The following is an 18793-nucleotide window of genomic DNA, read 5'->3' on the forward strand; positions in this document are numbered from 1 at the left end:
ATTGGTCACTCAGTTCATTGAAATCAAGTTGATTCCGAGGAATCTATTTTGATTATCATCAACGAGTGCCCACACAGATTGATAGGTTTATATTGTTAAAGAGCGTCCCATTACGGGCCCGATTTGTGACCTAAGTCTCAATCGGCAAGGATGCGTATACTACGCTTCCTCTCGAGTAAGTCAATCATTATTTAAAATTAATTTCGACTTCTCTACCGAGCGGTTTGTGATGTTTGTCTCACTCCCCGTTGGTGTGGGCGCATTATAGAGAGAAAGGAAACTAGCGCAACCCCTAAAGTGCGTTTATTTTCACGTTCGAACTCGAACGGTCAGTAAGTGACCACGCAAACGATTGCCTGTCGGTTGTCACAAGGTTTGGGGGACAAAAAAAGCGGCAATACGCCGCTTTTCTATTTCTATGATTGCATCGTGCATCAGATAAATGCGAATGCGTCACCGTGGATATGATGAATATCGGCATCTTTATTGGTGGTAAATGTGTCTCTTGCCGCGCCAGCCATTTCAAATCGCCCAGCAATATAGATTTCGTAGTTAGCCAACGAGTCGAAATCTTGATTAACGGCCTGTAGTACATTACCTACTTTGCCTGTCCAGCGCTCAGGTGCTATTTCGACAACTGGGATGAAGGTAATATTGTTGTGCTTCTTGGCAATTTGCTGAAGGTCGTCGAATGCATACAACTGCTCAATCTGTTTTGCTCCCCAGTATAGGTAGATTGGTTGTTCACTGTTCTGGCTTATGCAGTAATCTAAAATAGATCGTACATAGCTAAATCCAGTGCCACCCGCTATCAACAAAAGTGGTTTTTGAAGAGGTTCTTTAATCCAGGCGCTGCCGTGTGGTGCATCAATTTCGATCACGCTCCCACTTTGATGTGCGCTTTTGATTGCATCGACCACTTCTAATGCGTATTGATTTGCCTCTGCTGCACCAATGTGTAATTCGAGCTCGCTATTTTCTCTGCAGGGACTCGACGCAATAGAAAAAGGTCGTTTATCTTGCTCGCCCATAATAACCATTAGGTACTGCCCTGCTTTATAGTTTACAGGTTGTTGCGGATGGAGGATCACGCGATAGGTATTTTCGGCTAAAGGTTCAACGCTTTGAACAGTACATTGAATGGTCATTGTCTTCCTTCTATTTTTAACCATTGTTACTTCTTACTTGCGGTTTTGACGACACAAGTAATTCTTGGGACTTACACACTCGTCAACAAAGTCTTTGGATTCGTTGTGAGCTTTCAATATTGGGCCTGTATCGCCCTCAATCAGACACTGAAGTCGATGACAACATCGCTTTGAGCTTGAGCCAAACAAATAAATGTCCAGCCCTGCTCGTGCTCAGATGACGTTAACATCGGTTCAAGTGTGTAACTTATCTTTCCAGACACTCTTTTACATAAACAACTGGAACACGCACCAATTTGACAGCGGTGAGGTAAGTTTATGCCTTGCTCCAGCGCCGCATCCAATATGGTTTGCTCACTGGATGCTTTAAATTCAATCCGCTTCGGCAGTATCGTGATCGTATGTATTGTGTCATTCATTGTTTTTAAACACTGCTAACTTATATGTCGAGCCCTAGTTGGTCCCATATCTCATCGATACGTTCAACCACCTTAGGGTCTTTAACAATGGGTGTTCCCCATTCACGGGTGCTTTCGCCTTCCCATTTGTTGGTTGCATCCATGCCCATTTTCGATCCTAGCCCAACGACTGGAGAAGCAAAGTCCAACGAGTCGATCGGTGTATTCTCTATCATTACCGTGTCTCTTGCTGGATCCATACGCGTGGTAATGGCCCAAATGACGTCATTCCAATCTCTGGCATTGATATCATCATCGCAAACGATGACATATTTGGTGTACATAAACTGACGCAAAAATGACCACACCCCCATCATCACACGCTTTGCATGTCCAGGGTATTGTTTCTTCATCGTAACCACAGCCATGCGATATGAACACCCTTCTGGAGGAAGGTAAAAGTCGACAATTTCAGGGAACTGTTTTTGCAGTATTGGCACAAACACTTCGTTAAGTGCTACACCAAGTACCGCAGGTTCATCCGGTGGACGACCAGTATAGGTGCTGTGGTATATCGGATTCTTACGCATGGTCACATGGGTAACGGTAAATACTCGATGGCTTTCAACTTCGTTGTAATAGCCAGTATGATCCCCATAAGGACCTTCATCAGCAAACTCATTAGGGTCAATATATCCTTCAAGTACTATTTCTGCACTTGCTGGAACCTCTAATTCGTTACTAATGGACTGCACTACTTCTGTTTTACTGCCGCGAAGTAGTCCCGCAAAAGCATACTCAGAAAGCGTATCGGGTACTGGCGTAACGGCCCCTAATATAGTGGCAGGGTCCGCACCGAAAGCGACAGACACAGGGAACGGTTCTCCTGGATGTGTCTCCATCCAGTCACGTAAATCCAGTGCGCCGCCTCGATGAGCCAGCCAACGCATGATAATTTTGTTTTTACTTAGCTTTTGCTGACGATAAATACCGAGGTTTTGGCGTTTTTTATTCGGTCCCTTGGTGACGGTTAGTCCCCATGTAAGAAGTGGTGCAACATCGTCTGCCCAACAGCTCATTACTGGGATTTTATCCAAATCGACATCGTCGCCTTCCCAAACCACTTGCTGACAAGGCGCCTTCCTAAGCCGTTTTGTTGGCATATTCAACACTTGCTTGAACACGGGAAGTTTATCCATTGCGTCTTTGAAACCGCTCGGGGGCTCAGGCTCTTTAAGATACGCGAGCAACTTGCCTACTTCACGCAGTGCCATAACATCTTGTTGCCCCATACCTGTGGCAACTCGATCGGGCGTTCCGAATAAGTTAGTCAATACGGGGATATCATAACCAATTGGATTTTCAAACAACAAAGCCGGCCCGCCGGCTCGCAATACGCGGTCGCTGATTTCGGTCATTTCATAATGAGGATCAACTGGGTGGGATATGCGCTTTAGCTCTCCCTGATTTTCTAGATGCGCGATAAACTCACGCAAGTCCTTAAAGCTCATTAGCACTCGCCATGGATTTTTGTTGGCGACAGTATAACAGATGACTTCAGACTGTTAACAAATGGGAGACAATTGATAGTGTAGTAATTTAGGTTATGGCGTGTTGAGCGTACTGAGCAATTTAAAATTGTTGTTTGATTTTAAATAATCCACCACGATAGATTGCTGTCCGCTGCGATCAATTTCCGACTGTAAATAGAGTTTAACATTGTCGGAAGGTTCGGAAAAACGTGTTAGAAGATCGATTGATTGAGTGTAATGACTGGAGTGACTTGCTGCCATAATAAGTAAATCACCCTGCCGAGAAGTCGCGAGCCTATCCAATTCTCGCTCAATTACGCCATCGGCTTTCATTTTCCAAAGCAGAGCGTACACATCTGTATCTTGAGTCACCTTAGCGATTTCAACCATCACTCTTGAACTGGGCACCCAAGCTTTACTTGCCTCGCTGCGAACTTGAGCTGCAATATTCAGCTGTGCTTTATTTGATAACGATTCAAACTCAGCAAGAAACAGCATTTCTCTTACTTTGGGCTCTGCTGACAACCACCGTCTAAAATCTAATGTTCCCGCTTCAGCTTGCAAGTAAAAACTCATTACCGACTGCTGCTTATTCCAATCTTTCAGTATTGATGCTGCAATGGATGGGTAATTAAAGGCTGGAAGTTTAAATTCATAGCCATCACCTTGCTCAACAATATGATAAACAGAAGGCACATGCATTTGCTGTTCGACCAGTTGGGCAAGAGGGGGGGTTAATATGATATTGGAATAAGATAGCTTTTGAACAAACAGAGTTCTTAATGCCTCTTGTTGTGGGTATTTGACTTGTTCAAGTTGAAACTCAACCTCGGCCAGCTCTCCAGTTAACGCCTGAGTGACTAGATTGTCTGCCATGCTATTGAGCCGGTTGTCCTGCAGCCATTGCGCCACTTCACTATCAGAGAGTTGCTCGGCCCACACAGGCAATGCAGCGGCGATCAGTATTGTGATCATCCAATCTAAATAGCGCATTCAACCCTCCACGATTACCACCTGTTAACATGATCACAATAAAAATTAACAATAGCAAGTGGTGATTTTTGCGCTATCTAAGCAAAACGCAAAAAAAAGCGCCTCATTAATAGAAGCGCTTATTTCAATATTTTTATTCAATTACGATTTTTGTTTTCTCATCGCACTGAAAAACTCATCATTGGTTTTAGTCATAGCCAGCTTGTCGATTAGGAATTCCATCGCGTCGGTTTCGCCCATTGGGTGAACGATTTTGCGAAGAATCCACATTTTTTGAAGCTCGTCTGGCTTAGTCAACAATTCTTCACGACGCGTACCTGAGCGATTAAAGTCAATCGCAGGGAACACACGCTTCTCAGCTATCTTACGGTTTAGGTGCAGTTCCATGTTACCTGTACCTTTAAACTCTTCGTAGATGACTTCATCCATTTTCGAGCCTGTATCAACCAGTGCTGTTGCAATAATAGTTAGGCTACCGCCTTCTTCAACATTACGTGCTGCGCCAAAGAAGCGCTTTGGACGATGCAAAGCATTCGCATCGACACCACCAGTAAGCACTTTCCCTGATGATGGAATAACCGTGTTGTATGCACGCGCTAGACGCGTGATTGAATCGAGTAGGATCACAACATCTTTCTTATGCTCAACAAGACGCTTCGCCTTTTCGATAACCATTTCTGCTACCTGAACGTGGCGCGAAGCAGGCTCATCAAACGTAGACGCAATAACTTCACCATTAACCAGGCGTTGCATCTCTGTTACTTCCTCTGGGCGTTCGTCGATGAGTAGTACCATCAACTCACATTCAGAGTGGTTACGAGTAATGCTTTGTGCAATGTTTTGCAACAACATTGTTTTACCCGCTTTAGGCGGAGCAACGATAAGACCACGTTGGCCTTTACCAATTGGAGACGCAAGATCAAGAACTCGAGCGGTAATGTCTTCTGTTGAGCCATTACCCACTTCCATTATCATTCGCTCGTTAGCATGCAATGGTGTGAGATTCTCGAACAAAATTTTGTTTCGAGCGTTATCCGGCTTATCCATATTGACGGTGTTAACTTTAAGTAGCGCAAAGTAGCGCTCACCGTCTTTAGGCGGACGAATTTTTCCTGAGATGGAGTCGCCAGTGCGCAAATTGAATCGGCGAATCTGACTTGGAGAAACATAAATGTCGTCAGGGCCGGCTAAATATGAACTGTCTGCACTGCGTAAAAATCCAAAACCGTCTTGCAGGATTTCTAATACGCCATCGCCAAAAATATCATCGCCACTTTTCGCGTGCGCTTTAAGGGTCGCGAAAATGATATCTTGTTTTCGCAAACGTGCTAGGTTTTCTAGGCCTAAACTTTCGCCAAGCTGAACAAGCTCTGATACAGGCTTATTCTTTAGCTCAGTTAAACTCAACGCAGTACCCAAACCAGTTTTTGGTTTAGTTGTTGTACGGCGAGGTTTAGAAATAGTGCGCCGTTTCGTCTCTTTAGCTGCAGCGTCAACTGGAGCCTCTACAGCTTCAGCTTCTGGCGCATTTTCAGTTTCAACTGGCGCAGGTTTGCTCGCAGGCTTTGACGCTTTCGCTCGCGCTGTGCTTCTTGGTTTAGGAGCTGGCTTCACTTCTTTTTCTTGCATGATAGGCGCATCGACTTGCGACTCAGCTTGAGGTGCAGCATCCGCATTAGGTTTAGATTCAGTAGTCAAAATAGGATCTATTTGTGTTGGTTGAGAATTGAATATGGTGTTGAGAAATCACCACGAAAAGTATTGTTCATTAATCGTGCAATAACTTAGCACTTAATAGATTAGTAGTCTAGTACATAAATGCAACAAACCGCGCCTAGAAGCGCGGTTTGTCGTCAATTTTTATAGGTTTGCGTCGAGAAACTCTTTTAATTGAGTTTTTGACAGTGCGCCAACCTTGGTCGCGGCCACTGCACCATTTTTAAATAGCAACAGTGTAGGAATGCCACGAATACCAAATTTAGGTGGAGTCCCAGCATTGTGGTCGATATTCAGTTTACCAATAGTCAACTTACCGTCGTACTCATTGGCCACTTCATCCAAAATTGGGGCGATCATTTTACAAGGACCACACCACTCTGCCCAGAAATCAACTAGAACCGGACCTGCAGCGTTGATGACGTCAGAATCAAAGCTCTCATCAGACAACTGCACAATTTTATCGTTCATTTTACACTCCGAATGTGTCTTTCGTTGCCGAATTTACTACTTTTTCGACAAATTGATTCCTTATTGGACTGGATTTCGGTTCTTAATGCAAGCGTAAGCTGATATTCTATGCGCATGAAAAAGACACATATCACAGAGCAACGATTTGCCGACTTTGACCTGCACCCAAAAGTCATAGAGGGATTGAATAAAAAAGGATACGAATTTTGTACTCCAATTCAAGCCCAGGCACTGCCAGTTTTGCTCACTGGCCAAGACATTGCAGGGCAAGCGCAAACAGGTACAGGTAAAACCCTGGCCTTCCTAACCGCTACCTTCCACTACCTATTAACTACGGAAGCTGACGAAGCACGTAAAGCTACGCACCCGCGCGCAATCATTATGGCGCCAACGCGTGAACTAGCAATACAGATTTACAACGACGCACAACCCCTAATTGAGTCAACAGGACTTAAGGCGTGTCTTGCATACGGTGGTGAAAGCTACGATAAGCAACTCAAGCAAATTGAAGGCGGCGTTGATATTTTGATAGGTACCTGTGGCCGAATCATCGATTTCTACAAACAACGCGTCATTAGTTTGAACTCTATTCAAGCGGTTGTGTTGGATGAAGCAGATCGCATGTTTGATCTTGGTTTTATTAAAGACATCCGTTTCTTGTTCCGTCGTATGCCTGAGCCAACTGAGCGACTAAACATGTTGTTCTCTGCGACTCTGTCTTACCGCGTACAAGAGCTTGCGTTCGAGCACATGCACAATCCAGAGCATGTTGTTGTAGAGCCGGAGCAAAAAACAGGTCACCGTATTCAAGAAGAGCTATTTCACCCTTCTAACGAAGACAAAATGCCTCTTTTGCAAACTTTGCTTGAAGACGACTGGCCAGATCGCGCAATTATTTTTGCCAATACCAAACACAAGTGTGAACTCGTGTGGGGACACCTTGCGGCCGACGGCCATCGTGTTGGACTCTTAACCGGTGATGTTCCGCAGAAAAAGCGAGAGCGTATTTTAGAAGAGTTCACTAAAGGTGATGTCGACATCCTGGTCGCAACAGACGTTGCTGCTCGTGGCTTACACATTCCTCAAGTTACTCACGTATTTAACTTTGATTTACCGGATGATTGTGAAGATTACGTTCACCGAATCGGCCGTACCGGTCGTGCTGGCGCGAGTGGCCACTCTATCAGCTTTGCTTGTGAAGAGTATGCGATCAACTTGCCAGCGATCGAAGAGTATATCGAACACAGTATTCCAACGTCAGAATATGACACGGCTGCTCTGTTGACCGATCTGCCTCGTCCTTTGCGTTTACGCACCAAGCCAAACCAAGGACGTCGTAATAACTCTGGCCAATCAAACCGTGGACGACCACAACAACGTCGCCACACCAGGACTCGCTAAATATTCATGGAGTGAATTGAGATGAGTGAAACTGTCTCTCCTCTCTACGCCGCTATTGACCTCGGCTCGAACAGCTTCCATATGCTGATCGTGCGCGAGGTAAACGGAAGCGTTCAAACCCTGGCAAAAATTAAGCGTAAAGTCCGCCTTGCGGCGGGCTTAGATCAACACAACAGTCTAAGCATTGAAGCAATGCAGCGTGGCTGGGACTGTTTAGCGCTGTTTGCCGAACGACTGCAAGATATTCCGACCTCACAGATTCGTATTGTCGGTACCGCCACGCTACGAACTGCGACCAACATCGATCAATTTCTTACTCGAGCCAATACAATTTTGGGCCATGATATTCAGGTTATCTCTGGAGAAGAAGAAGCGGCTACAATCTATCAAGGTGTGTCGCATACTTCCGGTGGTCAAGGGCGCCGATTGGTTGTCGATATTGGTGGAGCAAGCACCGAACTCATCATTGGTCATGGTTTTGATGCAGAAGCGCTAACCAGCCTTAATATGGGCTGCGTCACCTGGCTCGAACGTCATTTTAACGACCGTCAACTCAATGCTCATAATTTTCGCCAAGCTATAGACGCGGCAAAACAAAGCTTGAGCCCAATACTGGCACGTTATCAGCAACTGGGATGGGAGACCTGTGTAGGTGCTAGCGGTACAGTGCAAGCCTTGCAAGAAATTATGCTTGCCCAGGGTATGGACGAAGTGATCACGCTCGATAAGCTTTACCGGCTGCAAAAACAAGCAATGTTAGCCGATGCTCTTGAAGAGCTAGAAATCGAAGGACTCACTCTAGAACGAGCGCTGGTGTTCCCTAGTGGTCTATCGATTCTAATCGCGATATTTGAGTTGCTCGACATCGATACTATGACACTGGCAGGTGGTGCACTCCGCGAAGGAATGGTGTACGGCATGCTGAGTCAACTTCATCAACAAGATATTATCGCTCGCACCTTAACCAGTGTGCAACGCCGATATCAGCTCGACAGCCACTACGCGAAACAAGTCTCGACGTGCGCTCATAAGTTGTTATCACAATGCGAAGCAGACTTTTTAGCCGAGCCCGCCGCTAAAGTGCTGCTTGAGGCCGCATGTCAGCTTCACGAAATAGGGGTGACACTCGACTATAAGAAAGCCGGTGTACACAATGCCTATCTGATCGCGAACTTGGACCTTCCTGGCTTTACTAAAGCGCAGCAACATCTGTTGGCCGAAGTGCTAAAACGCTACAAGGATGTACTGACACCTCTTGATACTCAGCATGCAATATCACAGCACAGTGCTGAACGAGTACTGCGGTTACTTAGAATTGCCGTTTTGTTGACTCATCGCAGAGATACTGGAGTGCAACCCGACTATCGCGTACAGAGCCATGGTGATGATATCTCACTCTCTATCAATACTCAGTGGCTGGACAAGAACCCGCTCACTCGCGCAGAACTTGATATAGAGAGCGACCGTCAATCCAATCTCGGATGGACGCTGACGATAAACTAGCGATCCCGCAATCAAAAAAAAGGCCAGCACGAATAACTTCGTGCTGGCCTTTTTTTGTGTCTAATGACTATTTTGTCGCAGCAACTTCCGCTTGCGTCGGTGAGTTAACCTCAACATGCGTCAATTTCTTAACCAAGAAGTTTAAAACCACGCCATACATTGGAATGAACAAACCCACGCTAATCACTAGCTTGAAGCCATAGTCCACCAGCGCAATTTCCTGCCAATGTTGCGCCATAAAGGCGTCTGGGCTGTTATAGAAAGCGATACCAAAGAACGCAATCGTATCCAACGCATTACCCAGCAGTGTCGAGCACAATGGTGCAACCCACCAAGCTTTTAACTGGCGTAGGCGATTGAATACTTGCACATCAAGAATTTGTCCCAGCGCGTACGCCATAAAGCTTGCTACCGCGATCCGAGCTACAAATAGATTAAACTCGGATAACGGTCCAAAGCCTTGATAACTGCCTTCGAAAAAGACCACTGATAACACATACGAAACGATCAATGAGGGCGCCATAACACGGAAAATAATTTTCCGAGCAAGCGGTGCGCCAAAAATACGAACCGTGAGATCAGTCGCTAGGAAGATAAACGGAAAAGTAAATGCTCCCCATGTGGTGTGATAGCCAAATACAGTAAAGGGTAGCTGAACGAGGTAGTTACTTGATGCAATCACGACAAGGTGAAAAAGAACTAACCAATAAAGGGCTTTGCGCTGCTGCGCGGAGGAAAAGTGACTCATTGTATACCTTTTTATTTTGTTTTGGGGTTGAGGGAACCCAAATGAAGTCGGCACTGCCGCACTTCGCTACATTGTAATACCTATCAGCAACTCTTACTTAAAATAGGCGCGATGCTACACATTTTGTGAGCGGGCGGGGATTATACAAAATTGATAACAGTTATCAAGTGCTTAATTACTGCCCATCCCATCAAATTCGGTTTCACGTGAAACGTGTCCAGAGAATGCCTAGTTCTTCTACTGTAAGCAAGAAGCTAAAAATTGACACTCTTGCTGGCTTTGCTTAGGTTCGAGCGCCTCGAGCCATACGCATTCAGAATAGTGCTCAGCTTTCATTAAAAACTGACAGCCTTCAAAGTCAATCAGCCACGAGTGTATATCGGCATCGGTCTGCTTCTCGATTATTTTGGCAGACAACATTTCAACAATATAACAACCCAACGCTGCAAACTCATCAAAGTCCCAGGTAGGAGTCGACAAAATCAGCTTACCTTGATCCGCAAAGTACTCTGTTACGACAATGCGACTTGCGGGTTGGTATTGAGTGTGTGTACTAGCCATGTGACGTTAAATGTTCCTGTATCAAATCTAAAAATTGATCGCCAAAGCGTTCGAGCTTTCGCTCACCTACTCCGCTAACGGCCAACATTTCCCCTGCAGATGTAGGCAGCATCTCGGCCATATCCACTAAGGTCGCATCATTAAACACAACATAAGGTGGCAACCCCGCTTTATCTGCCAGTGTTTTTCTGAGGTTTCTTAACTTAGCAAACAATTTCTTGTCGTAGTTTTTGGTCGACAGTTTTGTCGCTTTTGTTGCTCGTGCGCTTGCATCTATTCGTGGTACCGCCAATTCGATGGGCACCTCACCTCGCAACACGGGTCTCGCTTCAGGTGTGAGCTGCAGTGTTGAGTTTCGAGTGATATTTTGCATCACCAACCCTTTATGAATGAGCTGACGCATGATACTGACCCAATAATCATGGCTGTTCTCTTTTCCCAGCCCATAGGTACTGAGCTTGTCATGTCCATTGTCTCGAATACGGATATTTTGCATGCCACGCAGCACTTCCACAACGTAGCTCACACCAAAACTTTGGTTCACTCTGTAGATACAAGACAACGCCTGCTGAGCCTGAACGGTGGCGTCAAATAGCTTAGGCGGATCGATGCAAATATCGCAGTTTCCACAACTTTTCTCTCGATATTCACCAAAATAATGCAGCAATACTTGTCGGCGACAGGTTTGAGCTTCTGCAAACGAGCTCATCGCATTCAGTTTGTGCGTTTCGACGCGCTTCACTTCACCATCGTCTTTCTCATCAAGAAGTCGACGCAACCACCCCATATCCGCAGGATCATAAAGGGTGAGCGCTTCAGCAGGTAGTCCGTCTCGACCGGCGCGGCCTGTCTCCTGATAGTAAGACTCGATATTTCGTGGAATATCAAAATGGATAACAAATCGCACATTAGGCTTATTAATTCCCATGCCAAAGGCCACTGTGGCGACCACTATCTGAATGTCATCCTTTTGAAAACCTTCTTGAACAAACGCTCTTTCGTCACTGTCCATGCCTGCATGGTAACCAGCGGCACGCAAATTGTTATTGCACAGCTTTTCGGTCACCATTTCGACTTTTTTTCGGCTGCCACAGTAAATGATCCCACACTGCCCTTTTTGCGAGTCTAAGTATCGAATGATTTGAGACACTGGCTTATGTTTTTCGACCAAGTTATAGCGAATATTCGGCCTGTCAAAACTGCCTAAATAGACATCGGGTTCATCAAGTGACAGCCGAGATTGGATATCGTGCCTTGTGGCGTCATCTGCAGTTGCCGTTAGCGCCATTACAGGCGTGTCCGGGAAATAATGTTTCAGTTGTCCTAGTGACGCATATTCAGGTCTAAAGTCGTGCCCCCACTGCGAGATACAATGTGCTTCATCTACAGCGATGAGATTTAGCGTTATATAGCTAAGGCGCTCGATAAATTCAGGCATCAAAACTCTTTCTGGCGACACATAGAGCAGTTTTAAGTCGCCACGGTTCATCCGGTTGAACACGTTTAATAGTTCATCACGGTTCATACTTGAATTAACACACTCTGCCGAAACCCCATGTGCTTTAAGCTGGTCCACCTGATCTTTCATTAATGAAATCAAAGGCGATATAACCAATGTTAACCCTTCTTGGGCTAAGGCTGGGATTTGATAACAGAGTGACTTACCTCCACCGGTGGGCATGATCACGACACAATCCCGCCCAGCCATTGACGCATCAATAACTTGTTGCTGACCATCACGAAACTCCCCGTATCCAAAGACTTGCTTAAGAATCTCGGCGGGTTGTTGTATGGTCGGCTGAGGCTGCGCTATGAGAGTGTCGTTCATTAATGCGTATTCGGACTTGGTGAAGAAAGGGGCGAGCCATTGTAATGGGGATGGCTCAATAAGCAAACTGCAAAATTAGAGTGACGTCCTAAACTACATCGCTATACTGGTTTTCTTTTTTACGAAACTGACCATGCCAGAACAACAACGCGCTAAACAAGGTGTGTTACTCGCCATTGCGGCTTACACCATGTGGGGAGTTGCCCCTATTTATTTCAAAGCGTTAGGCAACGTACCTGCTTTAGAAATCTTATCTCACCGAATCGTCTGGTCTGTTTTACTGTTGGCCTTATTAATCCATTTCACCCAAGGCTGGACCCGCTTTAAGCAGGTTATCACCCAGAAAAAACGGACCTTCCTTCTGCTTTGTAGCGCCACTCTGGTTGCCATAAATTGGTTAATTTTTATATGGGCGGTCAACAGTGAGATGATGCTAGAAGCCAGTTTAGGCTATTACATCAACCCTTTGTTTAACGTCATTTTAGGTATGTTGTTCCTGCAGGAGCGCCTAAGAAAACTTCAGTGGTTGGCCGTTGCATTGGCAGCAACAGGGGTGTTTATCGAGCTATTTGCCTTTGGCTCCATTCCTTACATTGCGTTTGCGTTAGCCATCAGCTTCGGAATCTATGGGTTGTTGCGTAAAAAAATCAATATCGACGCGCAAACGGGTTTATTTGTCGAAACGCTATTTTTGTTTCCAGTTGCTGCGATATATTTACTTGCCATTGATACACCCACCAGCAGCATGTGGAACAACTCAATGTCTCTCAATTCATTGCTGATTGCGGCCGGTATTGTCACTACGGCTCCTCTACTCTGCTTTACTGCCGCGGCAACCCGGTTAAAATTATCGACCTTAGGTTTCTTCCAATATATTGGACCTAGCTTAATGTTTTTATTGGCGATTACGGTTTATGGTGAACCATTAACCGAAGCTAAAATGATCACTTTCAGCTTTATATGGATGGCGTTGATATTGTTCAGCTTAGACGGTCTCAAACACCATAAAAGACAAAAAGCTGCAAAGGCATAGAGAGACATGAACGAGTTCACTACATTGGCGACACTTGCCACCATACATTTCATTGCACTTATGAGTCCAGGGCCGGATTTTGCTCTGGTAGTGCAATCAACCGCAAAACACGGTCGTAAAGCGGGCCTTGCTATTGCTGCTGGCTTATCGGCAGGCATATTGATCCATTCGGCATTGAGTCTTACGGGTGTGAGTTATTTGGTTCACAACAATCCTGCTTTATACAGCGCCGTTCAATTTCTTGGTGGCAGCTATCTACTGTATTTGGGGTTAAGCTCGCTTAAAGCACTGCTGCAAACAAGTGCTTTGGATCAAGCAGAGACTGTGCCTGAAACTCAACCCTCTTTATCTTCAACATATCAACCGCTCACCCCCTTCTTTCGCAAAGGCTTAATGACGAACTTACTAAACCCAAAAGCGTTGATATTTTTCGTTAGCCTGTTGTCGAGCATCGTTCCTGCCACTATGTCATTGGTAGGTAAGGTCTCGGCGATGGCGCTTTTATGGGGGTTATCGATATTTTGGTTCTCACTGCTCGCGTACGCTCTTTCGACAAAACGAGTCGCGAGTAAAGTTGAGCAAGCGGGACCGTTTATCGACGGCATATGTGCACTCCTCTTTACCGCTGTTGGCGCATCAATTTTGTGGCATTTGCTGCCTTTTTAACCTCAACACTGAACCGTTGATAGTTTTGATTTAGATCAAAAACGGGATAAATGGCGTAATCCACCGCGCACCTTGTAAGAGATCTCTCACAAGGGTGTGAGTCAAAGTGAGTTTTCGTCGACTGCTCTGTACTACATGGCAGTTAAGGTATTGAAAAATAAGTAATTTGTTTTTTGTCGTATTTGGGCAACGTAAAAATGTGATCCAGAGCGATTGTTTAACTAAGCCATCAGCGTAAACTTTTCTCTGTCGACAAGGAGTTGGCAAGGAACAGGAAACACCAAGGATTTGGTAATCTTCAGGATGAAGATTCGGTTATTCAGGATGAATGATCGGCACGGATAGCAAAATGGACATTGAACGGACGCAATAGTAACTAGGATGGTTACTACTAAGGAAGGCAATGGATACCTCTGGATGAGGCATGGAACGATCATCAGGATGATGAAAGGGACACCGCTCAGGGAACAAGCGAAGTGAGCTAACTTGGATTGTTAGCAGACCAGGATAAGGTCAATGGACACCGCTAGGATGGCGAGAAAGGACTACGCTGAAGGAATACAGCACACTATCATGGATTAGATGCATGGAGCACTTTTAGTAGCTGGATTGCTGCGAGTAAGACTATAACCCCGATGGGCCTTGGCCCTCGGGGTTTTTCTTTGTCTATAGTAACTCAAGTTACAAACCCAGTGCAGAAGCCACTGTTCACCCCCACCATAAATCTAATACCATCGAAGCAATTAATTGGTCAGAAAATTGCGACGGAAAAATTACTGAGAACAAGGCAAAGATTACCGTAGGTAATTGTTCTATTTAAATAATCTTTAACGCTGTTATCAGTAATTTTAACGAGTAAGAATGATCAGGTAATTGCTTTGTTTGGTATAAAGCACTCAAAAGAGCTTTGTCGTCAAGATAAGTCGGTTTTGTTTACCGGAGTTCATTGCGATGGAGCAATCGCAACACAAGCTGCGGCACTCCACGGAGCATTGAATATGCCATTTTCATTACAAGCTCTATAATGTTAGAGCTTTTCAAGCTTAGCAAACTGGGTCACAAGCCACTTGATGCCTTCGCCATTGAAGGCAACCTGTACTCTGCCTTGTGGGCCGCTGCCTTCAAAATTAATAATTGTGCCCTCACCAAATTTAGAATGCATCACTCGTTGCCCAAGATTAAATCCGGACTCGTTAAAGTTTTGTGTGACTTTTTTATGGCTAAATCGCCCTTCCGAGCTTGGGCGACTCACTTGGGCTTTCATTCTTACTTCATTGAGATTCTCTGGCGGTAATTCCTTAATAAAGCGACTTGGGCGGTGATATTTATCCTGACCATAAAGCCTGCGCATCTCCGCATACGTAATGTGCAGCTTTTTCATCGCTCGCGTCATGCCTACGTAACACAACCTGCGCTCCTCTTCGAGGCGACCAATTTCTTCTGCCGACATCTGGCTTGGGAACATCCCTTCCTCTACGCCAACCATAAACACAACTGGAAACTCTAGACCTTTGGCGCTGTGCAAGGTCATCAATTGCACCGCATCATCAAACTCATCCGCTTGCCCTTCACCGGCCTCTAATGCAGCGTGGGTTAAGAAGGCCGTAAGCAGCGTCATATCCTCAGCCTCTTCAGGCATTTCAAATTGCCTTGTCGCAGTCACCAGCTCAGCCAAGTTTTCTAGGCGAGCCTGCGACTTTTCACCCTTCTCTTGCTCGTACATACTGTATAAGCCAGACGTGTGGATCACATGATCCGTCTGTTTGTGAAGTTGCATATCGTGAGTATCATCTTCAAGCGCATCGATCAGCTCTATAAATCGAGTTAGAGCACCTGCTGCGCGGCCTGCTAGCACCTTATTAGATAGCAAGTACTTACTTGCCTCCCATAAAGTACTGCCGTTATCACGAGCGGCAACCCTCACCGTATCGAGCGTTTTATCCCCTAGCCCTCGCGTCGGCGTATTCACTACGCGCTCAAATGCGGCGTCATCATTGCGGTTAGCCATAAGGCGGAGGTAACTTAAAGAATCTTTGATTTCTTGGCGTTCAAAAAATCGCATCCCACCATAGATTCGATATGGAAGCGCTGCCTGAATTAGCGCCTCTTCAAGAACACGAGATTGCGCGTTATTTCGATACAAAATGGCGCACTCATCGAGCTTACCGCCTTCGTCTTGCCAAGCCTTAATTTTACTTACCGCGAATCGAGACTCGTCTAACTCGTTATAGGCTGCATACACATCGATTGGCTCACCCGCACCACCGTCTGTCCATAGTTCCTTGCCCATTCGCTCATTGTTGTTCGCAATAAGTTGGTTGGCAGCAGTAAGAATGGTTTTGGTAGAGCGATAATTTTGTTCCAAGCGAACCGTTGACGGAGCACCAAACTCATTGAGGAACTTTTGTATATTCTCTACTTTTGCGCCGCGCCATCCGTAAATAGACTGGTCGTCGTCCCCGACAATCATGACGTGACAGTCGGTTCCGGTCATGATCCTCAGCCAGGCATATTGAATGTTGTTGGTGTCTTGAAATTCGTCGACCAGTATGTGTTTAAAACGAGCCTGATAGTGCTCGCGAATGGCTTTCTTTTCACGCAGCAACTCAAGGCTACGTAATAAAATTTCCGCAAAGTCGACGAGCCCTGCACGATCACAGGCTTCTTGATACGCACTGTACACCTGCAGCCACGTTTTTGTGATTGGATCACGGTAATCATCAATATGCGAAGGTCTTAGCCCTTCATCCTTCTTGCCATTTATCCACCAAGCAGCTTGTCGTGCTGGCCATTGCTTCTCATCTAAGTTCAGCGATTTAATGATTCTTCTTAGTAGTCTCTGTTGGTCATCCGAGTCCAGAATTTGAAAATCTTGTGGGAGCTTAGCGTCCAAATAATGCGCGCGAAGAATACGGTGGCATATCCCGTGAAATGTACCATTCCACATACCAGAGCTGCTGCCACGCATTAACGTATCAATGCGTCCTTTCATTTCTGCGGCTGCTTTGTTGGTAAAAGTCACCGACATGATTGAGAACGGCGATGCTTGCTCAACCGTCATAAGCCAGGCCATCCGGTGCACGAGTACACGCGTTTTACCACTTCCCGCTCCTGCTAATACAAGGATATTACTTAACGGTGCACCGACCGCTTCACGTTGCTTATCGTTAAGCCCGTCTAGGAGCATAGAAGGATCAAACATGATGACTCACTGTGTATATGTACATACCTGTCATTGTACAAGTTACGGTAGTTGTTAGCGAATAAAATTGTGCCAATTACATCACTTTTAATCCTATACATTTCAGATACTTAAAATTGGCTCGCCATTTTCTTTGAAAATATTTGAAAGTTTTCCCCCCGCATAAGGCTCTACTTACACGAGCCTCATGCAAACAATTCGTTAACATAAGGCCACCAACACATAATGGACAATATCGTGAGGAATTCGCAATGAACAAATCTACTTTAGCTGTGACAACCGCTGTATCTAGTTTAATCGCTCTTGGTGCCACGATGGCAGCTGCTCCCGCTGCTGCGGCAGAGAAAGAGAAGTGCTATGGCGTTGCCAAAGCAGGTCAAAATGACTGTGCAACCAAAAGCAGCTCATGCGCTGGTACATCAAAAGAAGACAACCAAAAAGACGCCTTTGTTGTGGTTCCTAAAGGGCTGTGTGACAAATTAACCGGTGGTAGCACCATGTCCTCTTAATCGTTCAATCACCGTTGTACTAGGCCAAGGTTTTTTCCCTAAGCTTTGGCCTAGTAGGAGTTCACTTCATGACCACACACTTACACACAAGTCATTCCAAGCAATCATCAACGCCTTCGCTCAATACCGTTGTTTCACGTGAAACCGACTCACCAAAGTTCACACTGTCTCAGGAGAATGCGATTGGGATTGGCTTGAGAGCGGCACACCATAGCACTGTGGAAACTCGGTTAGCTAATCATGAGCTTGGTGAGTTGGGCTGGCTTGAAATCCATAGTGAAAATTACTTGAACCCAAGAAGTGAGCTTTCTATTAGCTTAAATAGAATCGCAGACCAGATACCCATTAGCTGTCATGGCGTTGGCCTGTCTTTGGGGTCGGTAGAAGAACCGCACCCAGACCACCTTCGTCAACTGGTTGCTTTAGAGCAACGCATTCAACCAATTTTAATCTCTGATCACCTTAGTTGGAGCCAAAGTGGCGGTGTTCACTATAACGACTTGCTGCCACTACCTTACACAGAAGAAGCGTTAGATGTCTTTTGTAGAAATGTCGATATCGTACAAAACGCATTAGGTCGCTCTCTTCTAGTAGAAAACCCTAGTAGCTATCTACGTTTTGCGCATTCCACCATTCCGGAGTGGGAATTTCTCAACGAAGTGCACGCTCGTACAGGGTGCCGCTTGCTGCTTGATCTTAATAATGTTCACGTATCTGCATTTAATCATGGCTTCAGCAGTACCGATTATATCAACAGCGTTAATAACTCCGCTGTCGATGAAATACATCTTGCAGGTTTTACCAAGAAGCGGCTGCCTCAAGGAGAGATTTGGATTGACACTCACAACCAACCGGTCAGTGATGAAGTTTGGAGCCTTTACGGCTTTTGGCTGGAAAGTAATGGTTTACGACCAACACTCATCGAGTGGGATACGGATCTTCCAAAGTTGGATGTATTGCTCGCTGAGGCTAACAAAGCAAGTGACTTAATCTGCCAAAGCTTGACCAACAGTGAGGCTTTATCACCATCACTAACCTAATTCTATTACGACACCAAACAATCTCGCAGCAACAGTGGCGCAAT

At 45.5% G+C, this 18793-nt stretch carries 16 protein-coding genes; 6 read left to right on the forward strand and 10 right to left on the reverse strand.

The window, feature by feature from the left end:
* Positions 1-434 precede the first annotated feature (434 nt).
* From fre to trxA, 6 genes are all read right to left on the reverse strand, one after another.
* A complete protein-coding gene (fre, locus tag ST37_RS18040; RefSeq protein WP_084888944.1) occupies positions 435-1148 on the reverse strand; it encodes an NAD(P)H-flavin reductase in 714 nt (237 codons plus the stop codon).
* A 140-nt stretch (positions 1149-1288) separates the two neighbouring features.
* Positions 1289-1567: a 2Fe-2S iron-sulfur cluster-binding protein gene (locus ST37_RS18045; protein WP_084888945.1), complete on the reverse strand. Its 279-nt coding sequence runs from the start codon at positions 1565-1567 to the stop codon at positions 1289-1291.
* Positions 1568-1587: 20 nt separating this feature from the next.
* Complete coding sequence (gene ubiD, locus ST37_RS18050; protein ID WP_084888946.1) at positions 1588-3057, reverse strand: 4-hydroxy-3-polyprenylbenzoate decarboxylase; 1470 nt, start codon at positions 3055-3057, stop codon at positions 1588-1590.
* Positions 3058-3150: 93 nt separating this feature from the next.
* On the reverse strand, positions 3151-4071 hold the full coding sequence (locus ST37_RS18055) for a hypothetical protein (protein WP_084888947.1): 921 nt from the start codon (positions 4069-4071) through the stop codon (positions 3151-3153).
* A 141-nt stretch (positions 4072-4212) separates the two neighbouring features.
* Positions 4213-5478 (reverse strand): transcription termination factor Rho, encoded by a 1266-nt coding sequence (gene rho / locus ST37_RS18060; protein WP_084888974.1) that lies wholly within the window; start codon positions 5476-5478, stop codon positions 4213-4215.
* A 453-nt stretch (positions 5479-5931) separates the two neighbouring features.
* Positions 5932-6258 carry a thioredoxin TrxA gene (trxA, locus tag ST37_RS18065; protein WP_084888948.1) on the reverse strand — a complete coding sequence of 109 codons (327 nt, stop codon included), beginning with the start codon at positions 6256-6258 and terminating at the stop codon, positions 5932-5934.
* A gap of 114 nt (positions 6259-6372) precedes the next feature.
* Between trxA and rhlB the strand changes: the two genes are divergently transcribed.
* Both rhlB and gppA read left to right on the forward strand, forming a co-directional pair.
* A complete protein-coding gene (rhlB, locus tag ST37_RS18070; protein ID WP_084888975.1) occupies positions 6373-7659 on the forward strand; it encodes an ATP-dependent RNA helicase RhlB in 1287 nt (428 codons plus the stop codon).
* Between the two features lie 21 nt (positions 7660-7680).
* Complete coding sequence (gppA, locus tag ST37_RS18075) at positions 7681-9162, forward strand: guanosine-5'-triphosphate,3'-diphosphate diphosphatase (protein ID WP_084888949.1); 1482 nt, start codon at positions 7681-7683, stop codon at positions 9160-9162.
* A 67-nt stretch (positions 9163-9229) separates the two neighbouring features.
* Here the strand turns inward: gppA and ST37_RS18080 are convergent, their stop codons facing one another.
* From ST37_RS18080 to recQ, 3 genes are all read right to left on the reverse strand, one after another.
* Complete coding sequence (locus ST37_RS18080; RefSeq protein ID WP_084888950.1) at positions 9230-9910, reverse strand: 7-cyano-7-deazaguanine/7-aminomethyl-7-deazaguanine transporter; 681 nt, start codon at positions 9908-9910, stop codon at positions 9230-9232.
* Positions 9911-10147: 237 nt separating this feature from the next.
* Positions 10148-10471, reverse strand: coding sequence for a DUF3630 family protein (locus ST37_RS18085; protein WP_084888951.1), 324 nt, complete (start codon positions 10469-10471; stop codon positions 10148-10150).
* On the reverse strand, positions 10464-12299 hold the full coding sequence (gene recQ / locus ST37_RS18090) for an ATP-dependent DNA helicase RecQ (RefSeq protein ID WP_084888952.1): 1836 nt from the start codon (positions 12297-12299) through the stop codon (positions 10464-10466). The genes ST37_RS18085 and recQ overlap by 8 nt, the downstream gene beginning before the upstream one ends.
* 127 nt (positions 12300-12426) lie before the next feature.
* On the opposite strand from recQ, the gene rarD reads away from it, so the two are divergent.
* A complete protein-coding gene (gene rarD / locus ST37_RS18095) occupies positions 12427-13332 on the forward strand; it encodes an EamA family transporter RarD (protein WP_084888953.1) in 906 nt (301 codons plus the stop codon).
* Positions 13333-13338: 6 nt separating this feature from the next.
* Positions 13339-13998: a LysE family translocator gene (locus ST37_RS18100; protein WP_084888954.1), complete on the forward strand. Its 660-nt coding sequence runs from the start codon at positions 13339-13341 to the stop codon at positions 13996-13998.
* 1027 nt (positions 13999-15025) lie between these two features.
* Here the strand turns inward: ST37_RS18100 and uvrD are convergent.
* Positions 15026-17200 (reverse strand): DNA helicase II, encoded by a 2175-nt coding sequence (uvrD, locus tag ST37_RS18105; RefSeq protein ID WP_084888955.1) that lies wholly within the window; start codon positions 17198-17200, stop codon positions 15026-15028.
* A 251-nt stretch (positions 17201-17451) separates the two neighbouring features.
* On the opposite strand from uvrD, the gene ST37_RS18110 reads away from it, so the two are divergent.
* Both ST37_RS18110 and ST37_RS18115 read left to right on the forward strand, forming a co-directional pair.
* A complete protein-coding gene (locus ST37_RS18110) occupies positions 17452-17709 on the forward strand; it encodes a DUF2282 domain-containing protein (RefSeq protein WP_084888956.1) in 258 nt (85 codons plus the stop codon).
* A gap of 164 nt (positions 17710-17873) precedes the next feature.
* Positions 17874-18749, forward strand: coding sequence for a DUF692 domain-containing protein (locus ST37_RS18115; protein ID WP_242426358.1), 876 nt, complete (start codon positions 17874-17876; stop codon positions 18747-18749).
* The last annotated feature ends 44 nt before the right edge of the window (positions 18750-18793 follow it).

The sequence above is a fragment of the Vibrio sp. qd031 genome (assembly GCF_002100145.1).
Lineage (GTDB): Bacteria > Pseudomonadota > Gammaproteobacteria > Enterobacterales > Vibrionaceae > Vibrio.

Coding starts and splice junctions, on each gene's coding strand:
- fre (WP_084888944.1), bottom strand. CDS start 1,148: ATGACCATTCAATGTACTGTTCAAAGCGTTGAACCTTTAGCCGAAAAT.
- ST37_RS18045 (WP_084888945.1), bottom strand. CDS start 1,567: ATGAATGACACAATACATACGATCACGATACTGCCGAAGCGGATTGAA.
- ubiD (WP_084888946.1), bottom strand. CDS start 3,057: ATGAGCTTTAAGGACTTGCGTGAGTTTATCGCGCATCTAGAAAATCAG.
- ST37_RS18055 (WP_084888947.1), bottom strand. CDS start 4,071: ATGCGCTATTTAGATTGGATGATCACAATACTGATCGCCGCTGCATTG.
- trxA (WP_084888948.1), bottom strand. CDS start 6,258: ATGAACGATAAAATTGTGCAGTTGTCTGATGAGAGCTTTGATTCTGAC.
- rhlB (WP_084888975.1), top strand. CDS start 6,373: ATGAAAAAGACACATATCACAGAGCAACGATTTGCCGACTTTGACCTG.
- gppA (WP_084888949.1), top strand. CDS start 7,681: ATGAGTGAAACTGTCTCTCCTCTCTACGCCGCTATTGACCTCGGCTCG.
- ST37_RS18080 (WP_084888950.1), bottom strand. CDS start 9,910: ATGAGTCACTTTTCCTCCGCGCAGCAGCGCAAAGCCCTTTATTGGTTA.
- ST37_RS18085 (WP_084888951.1), bottom strand. CDS start 10,471: ATGGCTAGTACACACACTCAATACCAACCCGCAAGTCGCATTGTCGTA.
- recQ (WP_084888952.1), bottom strand. CDS start 12,299: ATGAACGACACTCTCATAGCGCAGCCTCAGCCGACCATACAACAACCC.
- ST37_RS18100 (WP_084888954.1), top strand. CDS start 13,339: ATGAACGAGTTCACTACATTGGCGACACTTGCCACCATACATTTCATT.
- uvrD (WP_084888955.1), bottom strand. CDS start 17,200: ATGTTTGATCCTTCTATGCTCCTAGACGGGCTTAACGATAAGCAACGT.
- ST37_RS18110 (WP_084888956.1), top strand. CDS start 17,452: ATGAACAAATCTACTTTAGCTGTGACAACCGCTGTATCTAGTTTAATC.